This window comes from Sphingomonas sp. DMC6, from assembly GCF_056314225.1.
In genome coordinates this window covers 554,575-572,723 of record NZ_JBQUYT010000003.1, presented here as the reverse complement: position 1 = coordinate 572,723, position 18,149 = coordinate 554,575, and the positions used below count along the sequence as shown (strand labels likewise).

The 18,149-nt window shown below is 68.8% G+C and carries 16 protein-coding genes; 8 read left to right on the top strand and 8 right to left on the bottom strand.

Annotated features, from left to right (window positions below; genetic code table 11):
- Positions 1-9 precede the first annotated feature (9 nt).
- A complete protein-coding gene (locus tag ACT53M_RS10075; RefSeq protein ID WP_476233086.1) occupies positions 10-489 on the top strand; it encodes a hypothetical protein in 480 nt (159 codons plus the stop codon).
- Here ACT53M_RS10075 and ACT53M_RS10070 read toward each other — a convergent pair.
- Positions 477-1,592 carry an alkene reductase gene (locus ACT53M_RS10070; RefSeq protein WP_476233084.1) on the bottom strand — a complete coding sequence of 372 codons (1,116 nt, stop codon included), beginning with the start codon at positions 1,590-1,592 and terminating at the stop codon, positions 477-479. The genes ACT53M_RS10075 and ACT53M_RS10070 overlap by 13 nt on opposite strands.
- A 54-nt stretch (positions 1,593-1,646) precedes the next feature.
- Here ACT53M_RS10070 and ACT53M_RS10065 point away from each other — a divergent pair, with 54 nt between their 5' ends.
- From ACT53M_RS10065 to ACT53M_RS10040, 6 genes are all read left to right on the top strand, one after another.
- Positions 1,647-2,564 carry a DMT family transporter gene (locus ACT53M_RS10065; RefSeq protein WP_476233082.1) on the top strand — a complete coding sequence of 306 codons (918 nt, stop codon included), beginning with the start codon at positions 1,647-1,649 and terminating at the stop codon, positions 2,562-2,564.
- 44 nt (positions 2,565-2,608) lie between these two features.
- Positions 2,609-3,265, top strand: a complete 657-nt coding sequence (locus ACT53M_RS10060; RefSeq protein ID WP_476233080.1) for a COQ9 family protein — start codon at positions 2,609-2,611, stop codon at positions 3,263-3,265.
- Positions 3,266-3,341: 76 nt separating this feature from the next.
- Positions 3,342-3,620, top strand: coding sequence for a FeoA family protein (locus tag ACT53M_RS10055; RefSeq protein WP_476233078.1), 279 nt, complete (start codon positions 3,342-3,344; stop codon positions 3,618-3,620).
- Positions 3,617-5,473 (top strand): ferrous iron transporter B, encoded by a 1,857-nt coding sequence (gene feoB, locus ACT53M_RS10050; protein ID WP_476233077.1) that lies wholly within the window; start codon positions 3,617-3,619, stop codon positions 5,471-5,473. Before ACT53M_RS10055 ends, feoB begins: the two co-directional genes overlap by 4 nt.
- 60 nt (positions 5,474-5,533) lie before the next feature.
- Positions 5,534-8,257 (top strand): ATP-dependent DNA helicase, encoded by a 2,724-nt coding sequence (locus tag ACT53M_RS10045; RefSeq protein WP_476233245.1) that lies wholly within the window; start codon positions 5,534-5,536, stop codon positions 8,255-8,257.
- Positions 8,254-8,790, top strand: coding sequence for a SixA phosphatase family protein (locus tag ACT53M_RS10040; protein WP_476233076.1), 537 nt, complete (start codon positions 8,254-8,256; stop codon positions 8,788-8,790). Before ACT53M_RS10045 ends, ACT53M_RS10040 begins: the two co-directional genes overlap by 4 nt.
- A 301-nt stretch (positions 8,791-9,091) precedes the next feature.
- On the opposite strand, the gene purH is transcribed toward ACT53M_RS10040, so the two are convergent.
- The 4 genes from purH to ACT53M_RS10020 form a co-directional block, all read right to left on the bottom strand.
- The gene (gene purH / locus ACT53M_RS10035) at positions 9,092-10,663 is read right to left on the bottom strand and encodes a bifunctional phosphoribosylaminoimidazolecarboxamide formyltransferase/IMP cyclohydrolase (RefSeq protein WP_476233075.1); all 1,572 of its coding nucleotides are present in this window, start codon (positions 10,661-10,663) and stop codon (positions 9,092-9,094) included.
- 40 nt (positions 10,664-10,703) lie between these two features.
- Positions 10,704-12,437, bottom strand: a complete 1,734-nt coding sequence (locus ACT53M_RS10030) for a heparinase II/III family protein (protein ID WP_476233074.1) — start codon at positions 12,435-12,437, stop codon at positions 10,704-10,706.
- Positions 12,434-13,090 (bottom strand): ribulose-phosphate 3-epimerase, encoded by a 657-nt coding sequence (gene rpe / locus ACT53M_RS10025; protein WP_476233073.1) that lies wholly within the window; start codon positions 13,088-13,090, stop codon positions 12,434-12,436. The genes ACT53M_RS10030 and rpe overlap by 4 nt, the downstream gene beginning before the upstream one ends.
- A gap of 100 nt (positions 13,091-13,190) precedes the next feature.
- Positions 13,191-14,468 (bottom strand): RsmB/NOP family class I SAM-dependent RNA methyltransferase, encoded by a 1,278-nt coding sequence (locus ACT53M_RS10020; protein WP_476233072.1) that lies wholly within the window; start codon positions 14,466-14,468, stop codon positions 13,191-13,193.
- Between the two features lie 131 nt (positions 14,469-14,599).
- Here ACT53M_RS10020 and ACT53M_RS10015 point away from each other — a divergent pair, with 131 nt between their 5' ends.
- Positions 14,600-14,761 carry a DUF1674 domain-containing protein gene (locus ACT53M_RS10015; RefSeq protein ID WP_476233070.1) on the top strand — a complete coding sequence of 54 codons (162 nt, stop codon included), beginning with the start codon at positions 14,600-14,602 and terminating at the stop codon, positions 14,759-14,761.
- 667 nt (positions 14,762-15,428) lie between these two features.
- Here ACT53M_RS10015 and ACT53M_RS10010 read toward each other — a convergent pair.
- From ACT53M_RS10010 to tsaD, 3 genes are read right to left on the bottom strand one after another with little or no spacing between them, the layout of a single operon-like run.
- Entirely contained in the window at positions 15,429-15,827 is a 399-nt protein-coding gene (locus tag ACT53M_RS10010; protein WP_476233069.1) for a hypothetical protein, read from the bottom strand.
- A 10-nt stretch (positions 15,828-15,837) separates the two neighbouring features.
- Positions 15,838-16,815: an NAD(P)H-dependent glycerol-3-phosphate dehydrogenase gene (locus ACT53M_RS10005; protein ID WP_476233068.1), complete on the bottom strand. Its 978-nt coding sequence runs from the start codon at positions 16,813-16,815 to the stop codon at positions 15,838-15,840.
- Entirely contained in the window at positions 16,812-17,837 is a 1,026-nt protein-coding gene (tsaD, locus tag ACT53M_RS10000) for a tRNA (adenosine(37)-N6)-threonylcarbamoyltransferase complex transferase subunit TsaD (protein WP_476233066.1), read from the bottom strand. Before tsaD ends, ACT53M_RS10005 begins: the two co-directional genes overlap by 4 nt.
- Positions 17,838-18,149: the final 312 nt, after the last annotated feature.

Sequence of the window (18,149 nt, the reverse complement as noted above, 5' to 3'; positions counted from 1 at the left end):
TCCATGGACATGCCGCCGTCCCGCTATCGCGTCGAAGAGCGGGGCCGGCGGCTGGTCGTGATCGATCGCGCGAGCGGGCGCGAGGTGTCTCCCGCGAAATCTAGCACGCCGCTTTTCGGCGGGGAGAGCCGCAAGCGGCCAAGGCCGACGTCCGCCGCCCGTCTGTCCTCTCCCGCGAGCGGAAGCGGCACCCGGGCGCGAAAGTTCGCGCTCCGCCGTACCCAGGATACGCCCGACAGCTTCGTCACCCGAAGCTGGTACGATGCGAAGGCACCCCGCGCCATCAAGCTGAACTATAGTACCCGCGCGCGCCTCAGCTCACTCCGCTTTGGCGGTGCGATCGCCATCGCGCTGTTTGTTGCTTGCAGCGCCCTGTTCTGGCCCTGGTTTCCCTTCACCGCCGCAGCGATACTGACCCTGCCGAAAATGCGTGCGCAGCTTCGTGAGGCCAGTACTCGCTGGCTCGATGGTTTCGATCAGGCGGATTGAAGCGCAGCCTCATCGACGGTCGGATAATCAGTATAGCCTTCCACCCCGCCGATATAGAATAGCTCCTCCCGCTGCGGGTTGAGTGGCAGCCCCTCGCGCAGTCGGCGCGGCAGGTCGGGATTGGCGAGGAAGGTGCGGCCGAAGGCGATCGCATCGGCCTCGCCCGCATCGAGCGCCGCCTGGGCGGTGGCCGCATCATAGTCCGAGTTCAGCGCGAGTACCCCGCCATATACCCTTCGCATCAGCGGATGGATCGGCGGATGATCGGGCTCGCCGCGGCTGCCGCCCGGACGCGGCTCGCGCATCTCGAGGAAGGCGACGCCGATATCGTCCAGCGCGGCAGCGGCGGCTTCGAACAGCGGCGCCGGATTGCTGTCGTTGACGCCCTGCACTTCGCCATTGGGCGACAGGCGCACGCCGGTGCGGTCGGCGCCGATCGTGTCGACGACGCGCCGACTCACTTCGCGCAGCAGACGGATCCGGTTGTCGATCGACCCGCCATATTCGTCGTCGCGGAAGTTGGAATTGTCGCGCAGGAACTGGTCGATCAGATAGCCATTGGCCGCATGGATCTGCACGCCGTCGAATCCGGCGCGGATCGCGTTACTGGCGGCGCGGGCATAGTCGTCGAGGATGCCCGGAACCTCGTCGGTGCGCAGCGGACGGGCCTGGCCGTACGGACGCTTGATCTCGCCGGCCTCTTCGGCCGGGTAGGTGCGCACGCTGCCCGGTGCGGTGGTCGCCGACGCAGAGACCGGCGGCTCACCGCCCAAAAAGTCCGGATGGACCAGCCGGCCCATATGCCAGAGCTGCGACACGATTCGGCCACCGGCTTCGTGCACTGCGGCGGTGATCGGCTTCCACGCCTCGACCTGCTCGTCGCTCCAGATGCCGGGGGCATAGGCCCAGCCCAGCCCTTGCTGGCTGATGCCGGTGGCTTCGGTGATGATCAGGCCGGCGCTGGCGCGTTGCCGGTAATAGTCGACCATTATCGGCGTCGGCACATGGCCGCGCGTGGCGCGGCCGCGCGTGAGAGGTGACATCCACACGCGATTGGCGGCGTGAATGGCGCCGATCTGAATCGGGCCGAACAGGCTGGGCATGGAAAATCCCTTCGCAGTTTGTGACTTGGGCGAGATAGGGCGCTACAGGGCGGCATGCATCGCACCGCTTCCCCAAGAAAATCTACCGCCCCACGAAGCCATGTTGCGACCGCGCTGGTTGCAGCGCTGGTCGCCAATACCGCGCTCGCCTTCGGCCCGCTGTTCGTGCGAGTCGCCGATGTCGGCCCGGTCGCCGCAGCGTTCTGGCGATTGCTGATCGCGACGCCAATACTGTTCGCTGCGGCCTGGATGATGGGGCAGCGCCCCATCGAGTCGGCCCGCGGCCGCTGGGGCCTTCTGGCGATTGCGGGCGTGGTGTTCGCCGGTGATCTGGCGAGCTGGCACATCGGCATCGTCCGCACCACGCTCGCCAATTCCACGCTGTTCGGCAATTCGGCCTCGCTGATCTTCCCGATCTACGGCTTTGTCGTCGCTCGCGCTTGGCCCAGCCGTTCGCAGGGCGCGGCGCTGCTGCTGGCGGCGATCGGCGGCGGGCTGCTGCTCGGGCGCTCGGCCGAATTGTCATCGCGGCATCTGCTGGGCGACCTGTTCTGCCTGCTCGCCGGCCTGTTCTATGCGCTCTATTTCATCCTGATGGCGCGCGTCCGCACGACGCTGGCGCCGGTGCCGGCACTCGCGCTGTCTTCGCTGGCGACGATTCCGCCGCTGCTGCTGCTGGCACTCGGCATGGGCGAACAGGTGGTGCCGCATCTGTGGTGGCCGCTGCTCGCGCTGGCGATCGTTAGTCAGCTAATCGGCCAGGGGTGCATGATCTATGCGCTGGGTCACCTGTCGCCGCTGGTGATCGGCATCGCGCTGCTCGTGCAGCCTGCGGTTGCAGCGGCGCTGGGCTGGGTGATTTTCGACGAACGACTCGCGACCGCTGACCTGTTCGGCGCCGGCCTGGTCGCACTGGCGCTGGTGCTGGTGCGGCAGGGCGCGGCACGGCCAAAGGTACAGCCGGGGGATTGAGGCGGGCGGTTGCCCGGTCGCGGCATCGCGCCTAGATCAGGGCCATGGACCTTGCCGACGCAACCCTCGACGAACTGCGCGTGGCGCTTGTGCCTACGCTGGCCGCCAATGCCGCTTTCGACGGCTGGAATGTGCAGGCGCTCGACGCGACTGCCGACGCGCTCGGCGTCGACCGCGATGTCGCGCGACTTGCATTTGCCGATGGTCCGTTGGCGATGATCGATGCCTGGTTTGCTCATATCGATTCGGCCATGCTGGACGGGCTTCCACCGGAGACATTGGCGGCGATGAAGATCCGTGCACGCATCACCGCGCTGGTCGAGGCGCGGCTGGCGCTGCTTGCTCCCAATCGCGATGCGCTGCGTCGGGCGCTGGCGATACTCGCCATGCCGCAGAATGTCGCCCGGGCGACTCGGCTGGGCTGGCGTGCGGCCGATGCGATGTGGCGCGCAGCGGGCGACACAGCCACGGACTACAATCATTACACCAAGCGGATGACGCTCGGCAGCGTCTATGCCGCCACTATCGCCGTGTTCGTACAGGACGACAGCGACGACTGGGCCGACACCCGCGCCTTTCTTGCCCGGCGAATCGATGGAATCATGCGCTTCGAGAAAGCCAAGGCGGGTTTCATCACCCGCAGCAGCAACCGGCCGAGCCTTTCGCGCTTCATCGGGCGGCTGCGCTATCCGGCGGTTTGAGTTGCCTGCAATCGGGATGAATACGGACGCGACAAGCACTAGCCTTTTCGTCCAGTAATTGATAATCACTCGCAGCATGAACGCCAGCGCTGCGATTCCCGTACCCGTACGCCTTGCCCAGTTGCATCGCCACCTTCCCGGCACCGTCGCCGGCGTCGATTGGGACCGGCTTGCCGAACCCGAGGCGCGCCGCTTGCGCGAACTGGGCCTGGATGAAGGCGTCGAGGTCGAATTGCTCCATAGCTCGGGCATTTTCGGTGGGCCGATCGCGTGCCGGATCGGACGGATGACGGTAGCGCTGCGGCGCCATGTCGCCGCCGCAATTCACGTGACGCCGCTGGCCGCCCACCCATGAACACCACCCCTCTGGTTGCGCTGGTCGGCAACCCGAATGCCGGCAAGAGCGCGCTTTTCAATGCATTGACCGGCGCGCGGCAGAAGGTCGGCAATTATCCGGGCGTTACGGTAGAGCGGCATTCGGGACGCATGGCGCTGCCCGATGGACGCCCGATCGAACTGGTCGACCTGCCCGGCGCCTATAGCCTGGAACCGTCCAGCCCCGACGAGCAGGTGACGCGCGACGTGTTGCTGGGGCGGCAGGAAGGCGAAAGGCTGCCCGATGCGATCCTGACGGTCGTCGATGCGTCCAATCTCGACAACCATCTCCGCTTTACCCTGCAGCTGATCGCGCTGGGCCTGCCGATTGTCGTTGCCCTCAACATGGTCGATCTGGCCGAACGCGACGGGCTGAAGCTCGATCCCGAAGCGCTGGAGCGCGAACTGGGCGTGCCGGTCGTGGCCACGGTCGCGGTGCGCCGGCGCGGGCTGGACGCGCTGAAAGAGCGGATGGCCGAGGTCGTGAAGGGCGTGCAGAAGATCCGCCCCTCCGCCGGAGTGCAGCACGACATTGTCCTGCTCCAGCGCCGCGCGCGACAGATCGCCGCGGCGGTCACCGTTTCCGAAACCGCGTCGCGCCGCTGGACCCACCGGCTCGATGCGCTGTTCCTGCATCCCGTTGCCGGCCCGTTGATCCTGCTGGCGACGATGTTCCTGATGTTCCAGGCGGTGTTCGCCTGGTCGGAGGTGCCGAAAGGGCTGATCGAGGACGGGATGAAGTGGCTCGGCACCGAGATCGGCGCCGCGCTGCCCGAGGGCGTGTTCCGATCGCTGATCGTCGACGGGGTGATCGCCGGCGTCGGCGCGGTGGTCGTCTTCCTGCCGCAGATCCTGATCCTGTTCGCCTTCATCCTGGTGCTGGAGGCGACGGGCTATATGGTCCGCGCCGCCTTCCTGATGGACCGGGTGATGGCGAGCGTCGGGCTATCGGGTCGCGCCTTCATTCCGCTGCTCTCCAGCTTCGCCTGCGCGGTGCCGGGAATCATGGCGACGCGCACTATCGCCGACGAGAAGGACCGGCTGACCACCATCCTGATCGCACCGCTGATGACCTGTTCCGCGCGCCTGCCGGTTTACACGATCATCATCGGTGCGCTGATTCCCAACCGGGCGGTGCTGCCCGGCATCGGCCTGCAGGGCCTGGTGCTGTTCGCGCTATATATTCTCGGCATCGTCGGTGCGTTCTGCGTCGCGCTGGTACTGCGGCGCACGGTGACCAAGGGCGCGACCTCCGGCTTCATGATGGAGATGCCCAAATACCAGTGGCCGCGCCTGCGCGACGTGCTGCTCGGGCTGTGGCAGCGCGCGCTGATCTTCCTGAAGCGCGCCGGCACGATCATCCTCTACACCACGGTGATCCTGTGGGCGCTGCTCAGCTTCCCCAAGCCGCCCGAGGGCAGCGGCATTTCGAAGGTCGATTATTCGATCGCCGGGCGGATCGGCAACGGGCTGGAGAAGGTCGTAGCACCCATCGGCTTCAACCGCGACATGGCGCTGGCGGTCATTCCGGCGATGGCGGCGCGCGAAGTGGCGGTGGCGGCGATCGGCACCGTCTATGCGATCGACAATGCCGATGGCGATTCGGGCAAGGCCTCGATCCAGCAGCAGCTCCGGAAGCACTGGAGCCTGCCGAGCGCGCTCGCCTTCCTGATGTGGTTCGTCTTCGCGCCGCAGTGCATTTCGACGATCGCGGTCACCCGGCGGGAGACCAATGGCTGGACATGGCCGGCCTTCATGATCGGCTATCTGTTCGCGCTGGCCTATGTCGCGGCGGGGCTGACCTATTGGAGCGCGGTGGCGCTGGGGCTGTAGCGGTTCGCCGCACGCCCCCTGTTCAACCGGAACGCAAGGTGTACAAAGCGGCGGACGATGATGCCGCCGCTTCCCTATCCTGCGCTGCACGCCAGCCATTCCGGCGTGTGGATCGCCACAGCAGAGGGCACGCGCGCAATCGGCCGGGGGGAGGCGATCCGCATCGCCGCCGACACGCCGGTACTGCTCCTAAACGCCCCGCTGGTGGGGCAACGGCTTGGCCATCCCGAACTGAGCGGGCTCGACCTGCTCGAGTTGTTCGCTTTCCTCCGCCCCGCCCGGTTCATGGTGCCGACACCGAAGGGGCTCGCCCGTGCCGCCGGGCTGATGCCACCCGACAGCGATGCTGCCGTCGCGGCATTCTTGCGCGACGCTGCTGCGGCCCTGCTCGACATGGCCGAAGGCGACTGGCCGGAGCGTGAGGGCGCCTGGACGAGCCTGCAGTCGCTCGGCCGACTGCGCTGGCCCTGGGCCGCCGCGCTCGGCCAGCGCATCGCCAAGCCGGAGCGGGCGGAACGCTGGCTCTTCTCGAAGCTGCCCGAATGGGAGGAAAGCGGGCAGCGCCCTGCGCCGCGCACCATCACGCTCGATGCGGACGCGGTAGCCGATCGTCTCGCCCGGCTGACCGGGGCAGGCGCGGAACGGCGCCAGGGCCAGCGCGACTATGCCGCTGCGGCCGCCAAGGCCTTTGCGCCCCGTCTGGCGCCCGATACCCCCAATCTGGTGTTGGCAGAGGCCGGTACCGGTATCGGCAAGACCCTGGGCTATCTCGCCCCCGCCTCGCTATGGGCCGAGCAATCGGGCGGCCCGGTCTGGGTGTCGACCTTCACCAAGGCGCTCCAGCGGCAATTGGGCAATGAAGGCGAGCGGCTGTTCCCCGATCCCGTCCAGCGCCGCGCCCGGATCGTCACGCGCAAGGGCCGCGAGAATTATGTCTGCCTGCTCAATCTGGAGGATGCGCTGCAGGGCGGGTTCGGCGGCCGGGCGGCGATCCTCGCGCAGCTCGTCGCACGCTGGGCGGCCTATACTGCCGATGGCGACATGGTCGGCGGCGATCTGCCCGGCTGGCTGCCCACCCTGTTCCGCCGCAACGGCTCGACCGCGCTCACCGACCGGCGCGGCGAGTGCATCTATGCCGGCTGCCCGCATTACCGGAAATGCTTCATCGAGCGGGCGGCGCGGGCGAGTGCCGATGCCGATATCGTCATCGCCAACCATGCGCTGGTGATGGTCAACGCCGCCCGTGGCCGCGAGGCGCAGGCGCGGCCCACCCGCTATGTGTTCGACGAGGGCCATCATCTGTTCGACGCGGCCGACGCGATGTTCTCGGTGGCGCTCACCGGGCAGGAATCGATCGAGCTGCGCCGCTGGGTCACCGGCCCCGAATCGGGCTCGCGCGGCCGTCGGCGCGGGCTTGCCGCCCGGCTGTCGGATGTGGCGAGCTATGACGATGCCGGCGGCCGGGCAATTGCCGAGGCGGTCGATGCCGCGCGCGCACTGCCCAGCGACGGCTGGCTCCAGCGGCTGAACGAAGGCGAACCGTTTGGGCCGATCGAGGCCCTGCTCGCGGCGGTGCGCGGGCTGGTCTATGCCCGCGATACCCAGGGCGCGGCCGAGGCCGGCTATGGGCTCGAAACCGAGTTGAGCGAGCCCGATCCGGCGCTGGTCGAAGCCGCCGGTGCAGCCACCGCCGCGCTGGATGCGCTGCTCCGGCCGATGGTCGTGCTCGGCCGACGGCTGGAGGCCGTGCTGGCCGAAGCGCCGGACTGGATGGACGGGCCGGCGCGGGCACGGATCGAAGGCGCGATCGCCTCGCTCGGCTGGCGTGTGGATACGGTCGGCGCATGGCTGGCGCTGATCGCCCGGATCGGCGGGCCGGCCGACCCGGCGTTCGTCGACTGGCTGGCGGTCGACCGGGCCGAGGGGCGCGAATATGATGTCGGGCTCCATCGCCACTGGCTCGATCCCGCCAGGCCGCTTGCCGAAACGGTGCTCAAGCCCGCGCATGGCGTGCTCGTCACCTCGGCCACGCTGCGCGCAGGCGGCGATTGGGGCGTGGCAGAGGCGCGCTCCGGCGCCACCCATCTGCCGCGCCCGGCCGAGCGGTTCGAGGCAAAGAGCCCGTTCGACTATCAGAATCAGGCCGAGGTGCTGATCGTCACCGATGTAAAGCGCGGCGATCTGCCCGCACTCGCCAATGCCTATGCCCGGCTGATCGCGGCTGCGCGCGGCGGCACGCTGGGCCTGTTCACGGCGATCCGCCGGCTGCGCGCAGTCCATGCCCGTATCGCCGACCGGCTGGCGCGCGACGGCCTGCCGCTGCTGGCGCAACACGTCGACCCGATCGACACCGGCACGCTGGTCGATATCTTCCGCGATGATCCGCGCGCGTCGCTGATCGGCACCGATGCGTTGCGCGATGGGGTGGACGTGCCCGGCGACTCGCTGCGGCTGGTGGTGATGGAGGGCGTGCCCTGGCCCAAGCCCACGGTGCTCCACGCCGCCCGGCGGCTGGCCGGGGGCGGTTCGGCCTATGACGACCGGATCGTCCGTGCGCGGCTCGCACAGGCATTTGGCCGGCTGATTCGCCGTGCCGACGACCGCGGCGCGTTCGTATTGCTTTCGGCAGCAAGCCCGTCGCGGTTGCTAGACGCCTTTCCGGCCGGCACGCGCGTGACGCGGGTGACGCTCGATCAGGCGGTGGAGCGGGTTCGGCTTTCCTTGGGCAGTGGCTTCGGGCATGACGCCTCGGCAACCGCCAGCGCTACTTCCGGGGAAGCATGAAGACACTTCTTGTCCTCCGCCACGCGAAATCCGGCTGGGACGATCCCGTCGCCCGCGACTTTGACCGTCCGCTCAATCCGAAGGGGCAGCGCGCTGCCGGCGTGATGGGCCGTTATCTGCGCAGCGAAGGACTGGGCTTCGACCATGTGATTGCCTCGCCCGCGATGCGGGTGAAGGAAACGCTGGCGCAAGTCGAGGCAAGCTATGGCAGCGAACTGGCGCCGGTGTGGGACCAGCGGCTCTATCTCGCCTCGGTCGCGACGCTGCTCGACGTGATCCACGATCTGCCCGACGGCGCCGAGCGGGTGCTGCTCAGCGGCCATAATCCGGGGCTGGAGGAACTGGTGCTCACGCTCGCCGGCGAAGACACGCCGCTGCGCGCCGAGGTGGAACGCAAATACCCCACCGCCGCGTTGGCTGAAGTCCGGCTGCCTGCCGCGCATTGGGCCGACGTGGCGGAAGAAACGGGCACGCTAGTCCGTTTCGTCCGCCCGCGCGATCTGGACCCGACGCTGGGGCCGGACGAGCGCTGAACCAGAGCGTTTTCACCATGGTCGAAAACGCTCTGGATATTTGGTTGACGCATTTTCCGAGCCGTTGACCGAATACGGTCAACTTGAAAATGCTCTAGGCCCGCCCGGGGCGCCGCGCCTGCTTATACCGAGTTGCGTTGATGGGACTCATCCGCATATCGCAATCCTTTCCACCAGCCGTCACCCAGCGCACGCTGGGGTCATCGCGGGGCTGGGCGAAACCGGAAAAGCACTACTGCGGAAGATGCCAGCTTGCGCTGGCATGACGCTGGAGATGAGTCTCCACCCATGCACCTTGGTATTAGTGGCGGAAGTGGCGCATGCCCGTGAAGACCATCGCGAGGCCAGCTTCGTCGGCCGCCGCAATCACTTCATCGTCGCGGATCGAGCCGCCCGGCTGGATCACCGCGGTCGCGCCGGCTTCCACCGCGGCCAGCAGGCCGTCGGCGAAGGGGAAGAAGGCGTCCGACGCCACTGCCGAACCGATCGTGCGCGGGGTTGCCCAGCCGGCCTTGTCGGCGGCGTCCTTGGCCTTCCACGCCGCGATGCGGGCGCTTTCCAGCCGGTTCATCTGGCCGGCGCCGATGCCCGCTGTGCTGCCGTCCTTGGCATAGACGATCGCGTTCGACTTGACGTGCTTGGCGACCGTCCAGGCGAACAGGCAGTCGGTCAGCTCCTGCTCGGTCGGCTGGCGCCTGGTGACGACCTTGAGCTGGTCGCGCGTGACGATGCCGTTGTCGCGGCCCTGAACGAGCCAGCCGCCGGCGATCGACTTGGCGAACAGGCCTGCGCGCGCCGGATCGGGCAGTTCGCCGGTCAGCAGCAGACGCAGATTCTTCTTCGCCGCGAACAGCGCGAGCGCCTCTTCGTCCGCATCGGGGGCCACCACCACTTCGGTGAAGATGCCGGTGATCTGCTCGGCGGTCGCGCGGTCGAGCGGGCGATTGACCGCGATGATGCCGCCGAACGCCGAGACGGTGTCGCAGGCGAACGCCGCGGCATAGGCTTCCGCAAGGGTTGCACCGCTCGCCACCCCGCAGGGGTTGGCGTGCTTGACGATCACCGCGGTCGGCGGGCCGTTGCGGAATTCGCTGACCAGCTCGAGTGCCGCATCGGCGTCGTTGTAATTATTGTAGCTCAGTTCCTTGCCCTGCACCTGACGCGCCTGGCCGATGCCGCGCGCGGCCGGGCCGGTGGCGGCATAGAAGGCGGCCTGCTGGTGCGGGTTCTCGCCGTAGCGCAGCGCCTGGCCGCGCTTCAGCGAGAGATTGAGCGTTTCCGGGAACGCTTCGCCCTGGTCTGCGAAGGCGAACCAGCTGGAGATCATCGCGTCATAGGCGGCGGTGGCGGCATAGGCCTTGGCGGCGAAGGTGCGGCGCTGCGCCAGCGTGGTCGTGCCGCCCATCACCAGCGCGTAATCGGCCGGATCGGTGACGATCGCCACCGATTCATGGTTCTTCGCGGCCGAGCGGACCATTGACGGGCCGCCAATGTCGATATTCTCGATGATCTCATCGCGGTCGGCGCCCTTGGCGACGGTCTGGGCGAAGGGATAGAGGTTCACCACGACAAGGTCGATCGGCACGATTTCGTGCTCGGCCATAGACGCCTGATGCTCGGGGTTCGAGCGGACCGAGAGCAGGCCGCCATGCACCTTGGGGTGCAGCGTCTTCACCCGGCCGTCCATCATCTCCGGAAAGCCGGTGAGGTCGGAAATATCGCGGACGGTGAGGCCGGCGTTGCGGAGCGCCGTGGCGGTGCCGCCGGTCGAGACGAGCTCGACGCCCTGCGCGGCCAGTGCCTGGCCGAGTTCGACGATGCCGGTCTTGTCCGAGACCGAGAGGAGTGCGCGGGTGATCTTGATCTGGTCCATGGGCCGCCCCTCTCCCGGATCAGCGCCCCCGGGGCAAGCCCTATTTCGCGCGGTGGAACACCCAGTTGATGCTGGCGCCCCCGGCAGGCGAGTCGCCGCGCACCACCAGCTGCTCGGCATTTTGCGGGCGCCCGCGCGGATCGACCCAGATGCTGTCCTCGATCGTGAGCGTTCCGCCCTTGCAGCGGAACTGCCACAAGGTGCCCGAAGGCGTGCGCAGGATCGCCGCCTGGCCATCGGCGGTCGGCGCTACTTCGGTGTGCGGGGCGAGGTGGAAGCGCAGCGTGAACGGCGTCATCCCCCGCTGGCGGCGCCGGCCGGAGGGGAGCAGCATGTCCTCGCCGCGCAGATCGCGCCCGTCATGCGACAGGGTGAGCGCGCGGCGATGGAGGAAGCCGAAGCGGCGGACATAGCCGTCATGGCTTGCCTCGATCCGGCTGGCGCTGTCGCTTTCCTGCCGCGCCAGCTCCACTTCGCCGACGCCGCGGCCCAGCGTGCCATCGGCATGGATGGCCGTGGAGTTGCTGTCGCTGACGGCCAGCGTCGAATGGGCGGCGGTGGAGCGCAGCGCCTGCACCAGCGCGGGGGGCACGGCGGCATCGACCATTCGCCCGCCGCCGCAATTCACCACCAGCCGGTGCGGCCCGTCGGACAGCTCGAAGGCGAGCGTGGAGGCGCAGCCATCGTCGATCAGCCGGGCGATCGGCGGCGGGGCGGCATCCATGATGACCACGGTGTTGCCGGCGGAGAGGCGCTGATAGCCCCATTCGCGCGCCTGCTTCAGCGGCCGGGTGCGGATGCCGGTCGCCTCGATCGTCTGTTCGATGATCTCGGCGGCGATCGGCCCGCTGCCCTGCCAGCTCGATAGCCCGCCGTCGCCATGGCAGACGCCGAGCAGCGCCGCGACCATGCGATTGAGGGCGCCGAGCACGAACATCGGCGGCTCCAGCCGGCGCGCGCCATAAAGTTCGCAGACCAGCGTGAGGAGCTGGATCGCCTCCAGTTGCCCGCCCGGCGAGCGGCCGACGGTGCCGCCATCCTCGAACACCGACGCGGCGATGGCGCGGTTGAGGCCCGATTCGGCAAAGGCACGGCGCGGGTCGCCACCCGGCAGCACCAGCCCCGCCGCGAGCAGACCCGCCCAGGCCGCCAGCCGGGGCACGCCGGCCGGCGCCTTGTCGGCAGTGCGGTCGAGATGGCGCGCGCCGCGGGCCAGCGCGTGCATCACCCCCGAGCGATAGATCTGGTCGGTCGAGGACAGGATCAGCGGCGCATGCGCGATCCAGAACAGGATGCGGCGGCCGGTCGCGTCGGGCAGCCAGGCCGGGTCGGCCACCTTTTCGCCGTGCGCCGCCAGCCAGCGCCGTGTGATCTCTTCCGCCACCGGCGCGCCGATCGAGCGGGTGGCGACGCTCGACAGATCGCGCAGCCAGGCGAAGCTGTGGAGATAGGCGGCCAGCGCCGGCGACCAGTCGGGCTGGGCGAAATCCAGCGCCGCGACCGGCTTCGCCTCGCCACGAAAGCGCAGCGTGCCGTCGAGCAGCGCATCGCCGCGCTGCGGGTCGCCGAAAAAGGGATCGTCGGCGACGGCGATCAGCTTCAGCGGGTGGCGCCCCTTCAGCCGCATCGCATGGAGCGGCGTGCGCCAGGCCAGGCGCTGGAAGCGATCGGCGATGCGGTCGGCGAGCGACAGGCCATGGTCGCCGCCCACCCGCACCAGCCGCTTGCCTTCCTCGACTCCGTCGGCGGCGGAGCCTGGAGCCGGGTCGCTCAACCGCCTCTCAGCGCCGCGATATTGTCGGCATAGCAGGTCGGCCCGCCGGTGAAGGTGGCGGTGCCCGCGACCAGCGCATCGGCGCCGGCGGCAATCACGCGCGGCGCCGTCTCGCGGTCGACACCGCCATCGACTTCCAGATCGATCGCCCGGCCGCTGGCGGTGATGCGGCGACGCAGCTCGGTGATCTTCGGCAACTGGCTCTCGATGAACTTCTGACCGCCAAAGCCGGGATTGACGCTCATCACCAGGATCAGATCGACCATGTCCATGACATGATCGACCACCTCGACCGGCGTCGCGGGATTGAGCACCACGCCGGCGCGCTTGCCCAGCGCCTTGATCGTCTGGAGCGTGCGGTGAAGGTGCGGCCCGGCCTCCGGATGCACCGAAATCGTGTCCGCCCCCGCATCGGCAAAGGCGGCGAGCAGCGGATCGACCGGCGCGATCATCAGATGCACGTCGAACGGCTTGGCCGTATGCGGGCGCAGCGCCTTGATGACCGCAGGGCCGATGGTGATGTTGGGCACGAAATGCCCGTCCATCACGTCGACATGGATCCAGTCGGCACCGGCGGCGTCAATGGCGCGCACTTCCTCGCCCAGACGTGCGAAGTCGGCCGACAGGATCGAGGGGGCGATGCGGATGGACATAGCCTCGCTCTACTTACCGCGCGACTCGGGTGCAACCGGAGCGGTTCCGTTTCCCCGCCGTCTTCCACCATTTGCCCACGGGGTTATCCACAGCTTTCCTTCAGCGCCGCTGGAAGCGGGCAATGAAGAAGCCGTCGAGCCCGCCCGCTTCGGCCAGCGCGCCCGGCAGGATGCGCACGCTGCCGTCTTCACGAGGCGCGATGCCCGCGGGCAGTTCGGCGGGCGTTGCCGGCACCAGCGCAAAGTCCGGATGGGCGGCGAGGAACGGCGCGAGATGCGCCTCGCCCTCCTGCGGCTCGAGCGAGCAGGTGGAGAAGACCAGCGTCCCGCCCGGTTTCACCCAGGCGGCGGCGCGGTCGAGCAGCCGGGCCTGTAGTGCCGCCATTTCGCCGATCAGCGACGGGCGCACGCGGTGGAGCACGTCCGGGTGGCGGCGGAAAATGCCGGTGGCGCTGCACGGCGCATCGAGCAGCACCGCATCGGCGGGGGCGGGCGGCGCCCAGTCGAGCAGGTCGGCGGCGACCACCTGTGCCGAAAGCCCGGTCCGCTCCAGATTCTCATGAAGTCGCGCCAGACGACTTTCCGAGGCGTCGACCGCCGTCACCTGCCAGCCGGCGGCGGCGAGTTGCAGCGTCTTGCCGCCCGGCGCGGCGCAGAGATCGAGCGCCGTGCCCGTACCCGCACCGATCAGCCTTGCCGGAATCGAGGCGGCGAGATCCTGCACCCACCAGTCGCCCTCGGCAAAGCCGGGCAGCGTCGGCACGCTGGTGCCGGGGGCGAGCTGGGCGTGCCGCGGGGCGAGGCTGACCGCATCGGGCAGCGGCGCGTCGCCGCGCAGGCTCAGGTCGAGCGGCGGCGGTGCGGCGATGGCGCCGCGGGCAGCTTCCACCATGGCGTCACCCCAGGCCGCCTGCCAGCGGAGGTACACGGCGTCGGGCAGCGCGGGCAGGTCCGGCAGCGTCGCATCGCCGCGCATCAGCGTGCCGAACACGCCGTGCACCAGCTTGCGCGGTCCGCCATCGACCAGCGGCAGCACGGTGGCGATGGCGGCATGGCCGGGCGTGCCGAGCGCGATGGCCTGCACCAGCGCGATCCGCAGCGCGAAGCGCGCCTTCGCATCGTCGGGCAGGCGCTGGCGCGTGGCGGAATCGATCAGCGCGTCGAGATCGGGCAGCCGCCGCAGCGTCTCGGCGGCGATGGCATGGGCCAGGCCGCGATCGTTTGGCGCGAGCCCCTGCGCGGCCGAATCGAGCGCCTGTTCCAGCGCCAGCCCGCGGCGCAGCACCGCATCGAGCAGCTTCAGCGCGGCGCGCCGGGCGGGGACGCCGGGCGCGTCGGCTTCCGGACGGGCGGGGCGGCGTGGGGCAGGACGGGCCATGTTCAGCGCGCTCCGGACTCGATAGGCGCCAGTGCGCCCGCTGCCGCTTGCGGCGCCATTTCCCAACCGTTCACTTGACCATGCTCCTTTGGCGGCCGACATGGGCCGGGCAACCAAGGAAGGCAATCCTTATGGGCAAGCGCCCCCCGCATGTGCAGCCGCCGGCCTATCTGACCAAAAGCCCGCCCGTACCGAAGCCCGAACCGCTCCAGCGCCCGCAAAGCGACCCGCTGGGCAAGGACCCTGTGCGCTATGGCGACTGGGAGCTGAAGGGAATCGCCGTCGATTTCTGACGGAGTGGCGACGGGCAAAGTTTAGGAAGTTTAGGGTCAAAACACGTTTTCGCCGGGGTCGGCGATCGGGCGCGACGAACATAATCTACGCATAATCGTGGCCCCTCCCCTCGTCATGCCAGCGCAAGCTGGCATCTCCCGAAGAAGCGCTGTTCCGTTTTCGCCCAGCCTCGTGGAGACTCCAGCGTTCGCTGGGGCGACGGCTGGTGGAGAGGATTGCGATACGCGGATGAGTCTCCGCCAAGGCGGTGCGTCCGAGCGGATCGGTATGCCGACGATGTCAAAGAGCGAACCGGAACATAACGGGATCATCGGCTGTAGGACAGCCCCTTAGGCATCGGCAGGGCCACCGCTTTTGACAAAGTCCCAGTCATCCCCGCGAAGGCGGGGATCCATTGGCGGTGAAGTTGCGGCTCTTTTCCCCGGCGTTTGGATCAATGGATTCCCGCCTTCGCGGGAATGACGGCGGGTTTGAGGTCGCCGGCGCATCCGTACCGATGCGATTGCGCCGCTGCAAAGCAGGGAGCGGCAGATGACGGTGTGGACGCAACCCGCCTCCTACACCGCGTCTGCCTCAACCGCCGCTTCGCGCAGCACCGGGGCACTGAAGGCCCCTTCGGCATCGGCAGGGCATATTGGATAGCGCGGACCAAACCTGGCCGATGGGTCAGCAGGGCTTGCCCAGCCAGAGTTCCTCCCACCCGTACGCTTCCATCGGCACCAAAACGACACGCTGGTTCTGAATATCTTTTAGTTTTAGGCTGCCATAGCGCAGCGTCGATATGGGCAACGCCATGCGGGCTGGGCGAGATGGTATATTTGCTGCCTGATCGTGCACCACAAAGGCGGGAGAGACTTGCACTTCATTGGTCGCTGCTCGCGAGCGGCCGATCACGAATGTCTTTAACGGCCCCTCGCCGACAAAGGTACCAGTCCTCCCTGCGATACGGAAAAACGGTTTGCCGTCGGCGAAGCGATAGCACCCGTCCTGCAACGGCGGCGACGGGGGGCTGGCTGTGCAACCGGACAGCAGGACGAACATGGCAAAAAGGAAGATCCTTGCCATCGCCCGCCCCCTACACCGCCTCTGCCTTCAGCGGCCGGCTTAGCAGCGCCTCGATCACTTCGGCCACCGGTGCGCCCTCCAGCAGCGCGTTGACTGCTGCCGTTACCGGCATGTCCACCCCCGCTTCCGCCGCCGCCTCGCGCAGGACCGGGGCAGTGAAGGCGCCTTCGGCCACGGTCTTGCGGTCGGACAGGAGTTCGGCGGCGCTGCGGCCCTGGCCGAGCCCGACGCCGAGCGAGAAGTTGCGTGAATTGGTCGAGGAACAGGTGAGGACGAGGTCGCCTAGGCCCGACAGGCCGGTCAGCGTTTCCGCCTGCGCCCCGCGAGCGAGGCCGAAGCGGGTCATTTCGGCAAAGCCGCGGGCGATCAGCGCGGCGCGGGCGTTGAGGCCTAGCCCGGCGCCCTCCACTACCCCGCAGGCAATGGCGAGGACGTTCTTGACCGCGCCGCCAATCTCCGCGCCGGTCACGTCGGCCGAGGCATAGGGGCGAAAGGCGGGCGCGCCGATCCGGTCGATCAGGCGGGTGCGCAGGTCCGCGTCCTCGCAGGCCAGCGTGACGGCGGTGGGTTTGCCGGCGGCAACCTCATGCGCGAAGGTGGGGCCGGAGAGCACCGCGATGGGCGCGTGCGGGGCGACGCTGCGCGCGACTTCGCCGACCAGCAGCCGGGTGCCCGCCTCGATCCCCTTGGCGCAGAGCACCAGCGGGGTGGCGCCGACCGCCGCCTCGGCCAGCACCGCGCGTACATGCTGGGCGGGGGCGACGACCAGCAGCGCGTCGCAGCCGGCGAGGTCGCCCAGGCTGCCCGTCGCGCGGATCGCCGGGGAGAGGGGCACGCCGGCAAGGAAAGCGCGGTTTTCGTGCGCGGTGTTGATGCTCTCCACCACGTCGGGCTCGCGCGCCCAGAGCAGCACGGGCTGTGCATCGCGCGCTGCCACCTGCGCCAGCGCGGTGCCCCATGCGCCGCCACCGATCACGCCGATTTTCATGCCTTCACTCCTGCGCCGCGCACCTTTTCGGCATCGGGGTCGAGCGGCCAGCGGGCGCGGGCTGGCGTGTCGAGGGGGTCAGTCCAGCCCTCCGCAAAGCGCTCGGCACCGGCCCAGGCGATCATCGCGGCATTGTCGGTGCAGAGCCAGAGCGGCGGCGCGACGAAGCGCAGCCCGTGCTCGGCGGCGAGTGCCCCCAGCGCGCCGCGCACCGCCTTGTTGGCGGCGACGCCGCCGGCCACCACCAGCGCGGTCGGCTGCACGCCAGCCAGCGCGCGGCGGGTGCGGTCGATCAAGCAATCGACCACCGCCTGCTGGAACGAGGCGGCGAGATCTTCGGCGCTATAGTCGTTCACCGCACGGGCAACGGCGCTCTTGAGCCCGGCGAAGGAGAAATGCGGCTCGCCCGAGCCGACCAGCGGACGGGGAAGGGGGACGGCTTTGGGGTTGCCGCGTTCCGCTGCCTTTTCCACCGCCGGGCCGCCGGGAAAGCCGAGGCCGAGCAGCTTGGCGGTCTTGTCGAACGCCTCGCCGGCGGCATCGTCGATCGTCGTGGCGAGCCGGCGATAGCGGCCGACGCCTTCGACCAGCAGCAACTGGCAATGGCCGCCCGAGACGAGGAGGAGGAGATAGGGGAAGGTGAGGCTCTGGTCGCCGAGGCGGGGGGACAGCGCGTGGCCCTCAAGATGGTTGACCGCGACCAGCGGCTTGCCGGCGGCGAGCGCGAGCGCCTTGCCGGTGACGAGGCCGACCATCACCCCGCCGATCAGGCCGGGGCCGGCAGTGGCGGCGATCGCATCGACCTGATCGAGCGTGACGCCGGCCTCTTCCAGTGCGGCCTCGACCAGCGGGCCGAGCATCTCGACATGCGCGCGGGCGGCGATTTCGGGGACGACGCCGCCATAGGGGCGATGCGCCTCTTCCTGCCGCGCCAGCTTGTGCGCGCGGATCGTGCCGTCGCTGTCGACCAGCGCCGCTGCGGTCTCGTCGCAGCTCGATTCAAGCCCGAGGATCAGTGCCATTGGCCCCATCTAAGCCGCTTCGCGATGGGGTCCAGAGGGAGGGTGGTGATTTGGTTCACGCGAAGGCGCGAAGACGCGAAGATGTTTTATGCGCGCAGAGGCGCAGAGGACGCAGAGGGGTGTCGCTCGGGATGCCCGAAGGGCAACTGAAGAGCGGATTTTGATCGGCTACGCCGGTCGACCCGTTCCTGCCCCCTCTGCGCTCTTTGCGCCTCTGCGCGAAATCTACTTCTTCTCTTCCGCCCTTGCTCGCGCCTTCGCGTGAACCAAAATAGGCCCCCCGGTATCACCCCCATTGCCCTTGCCGGAGCA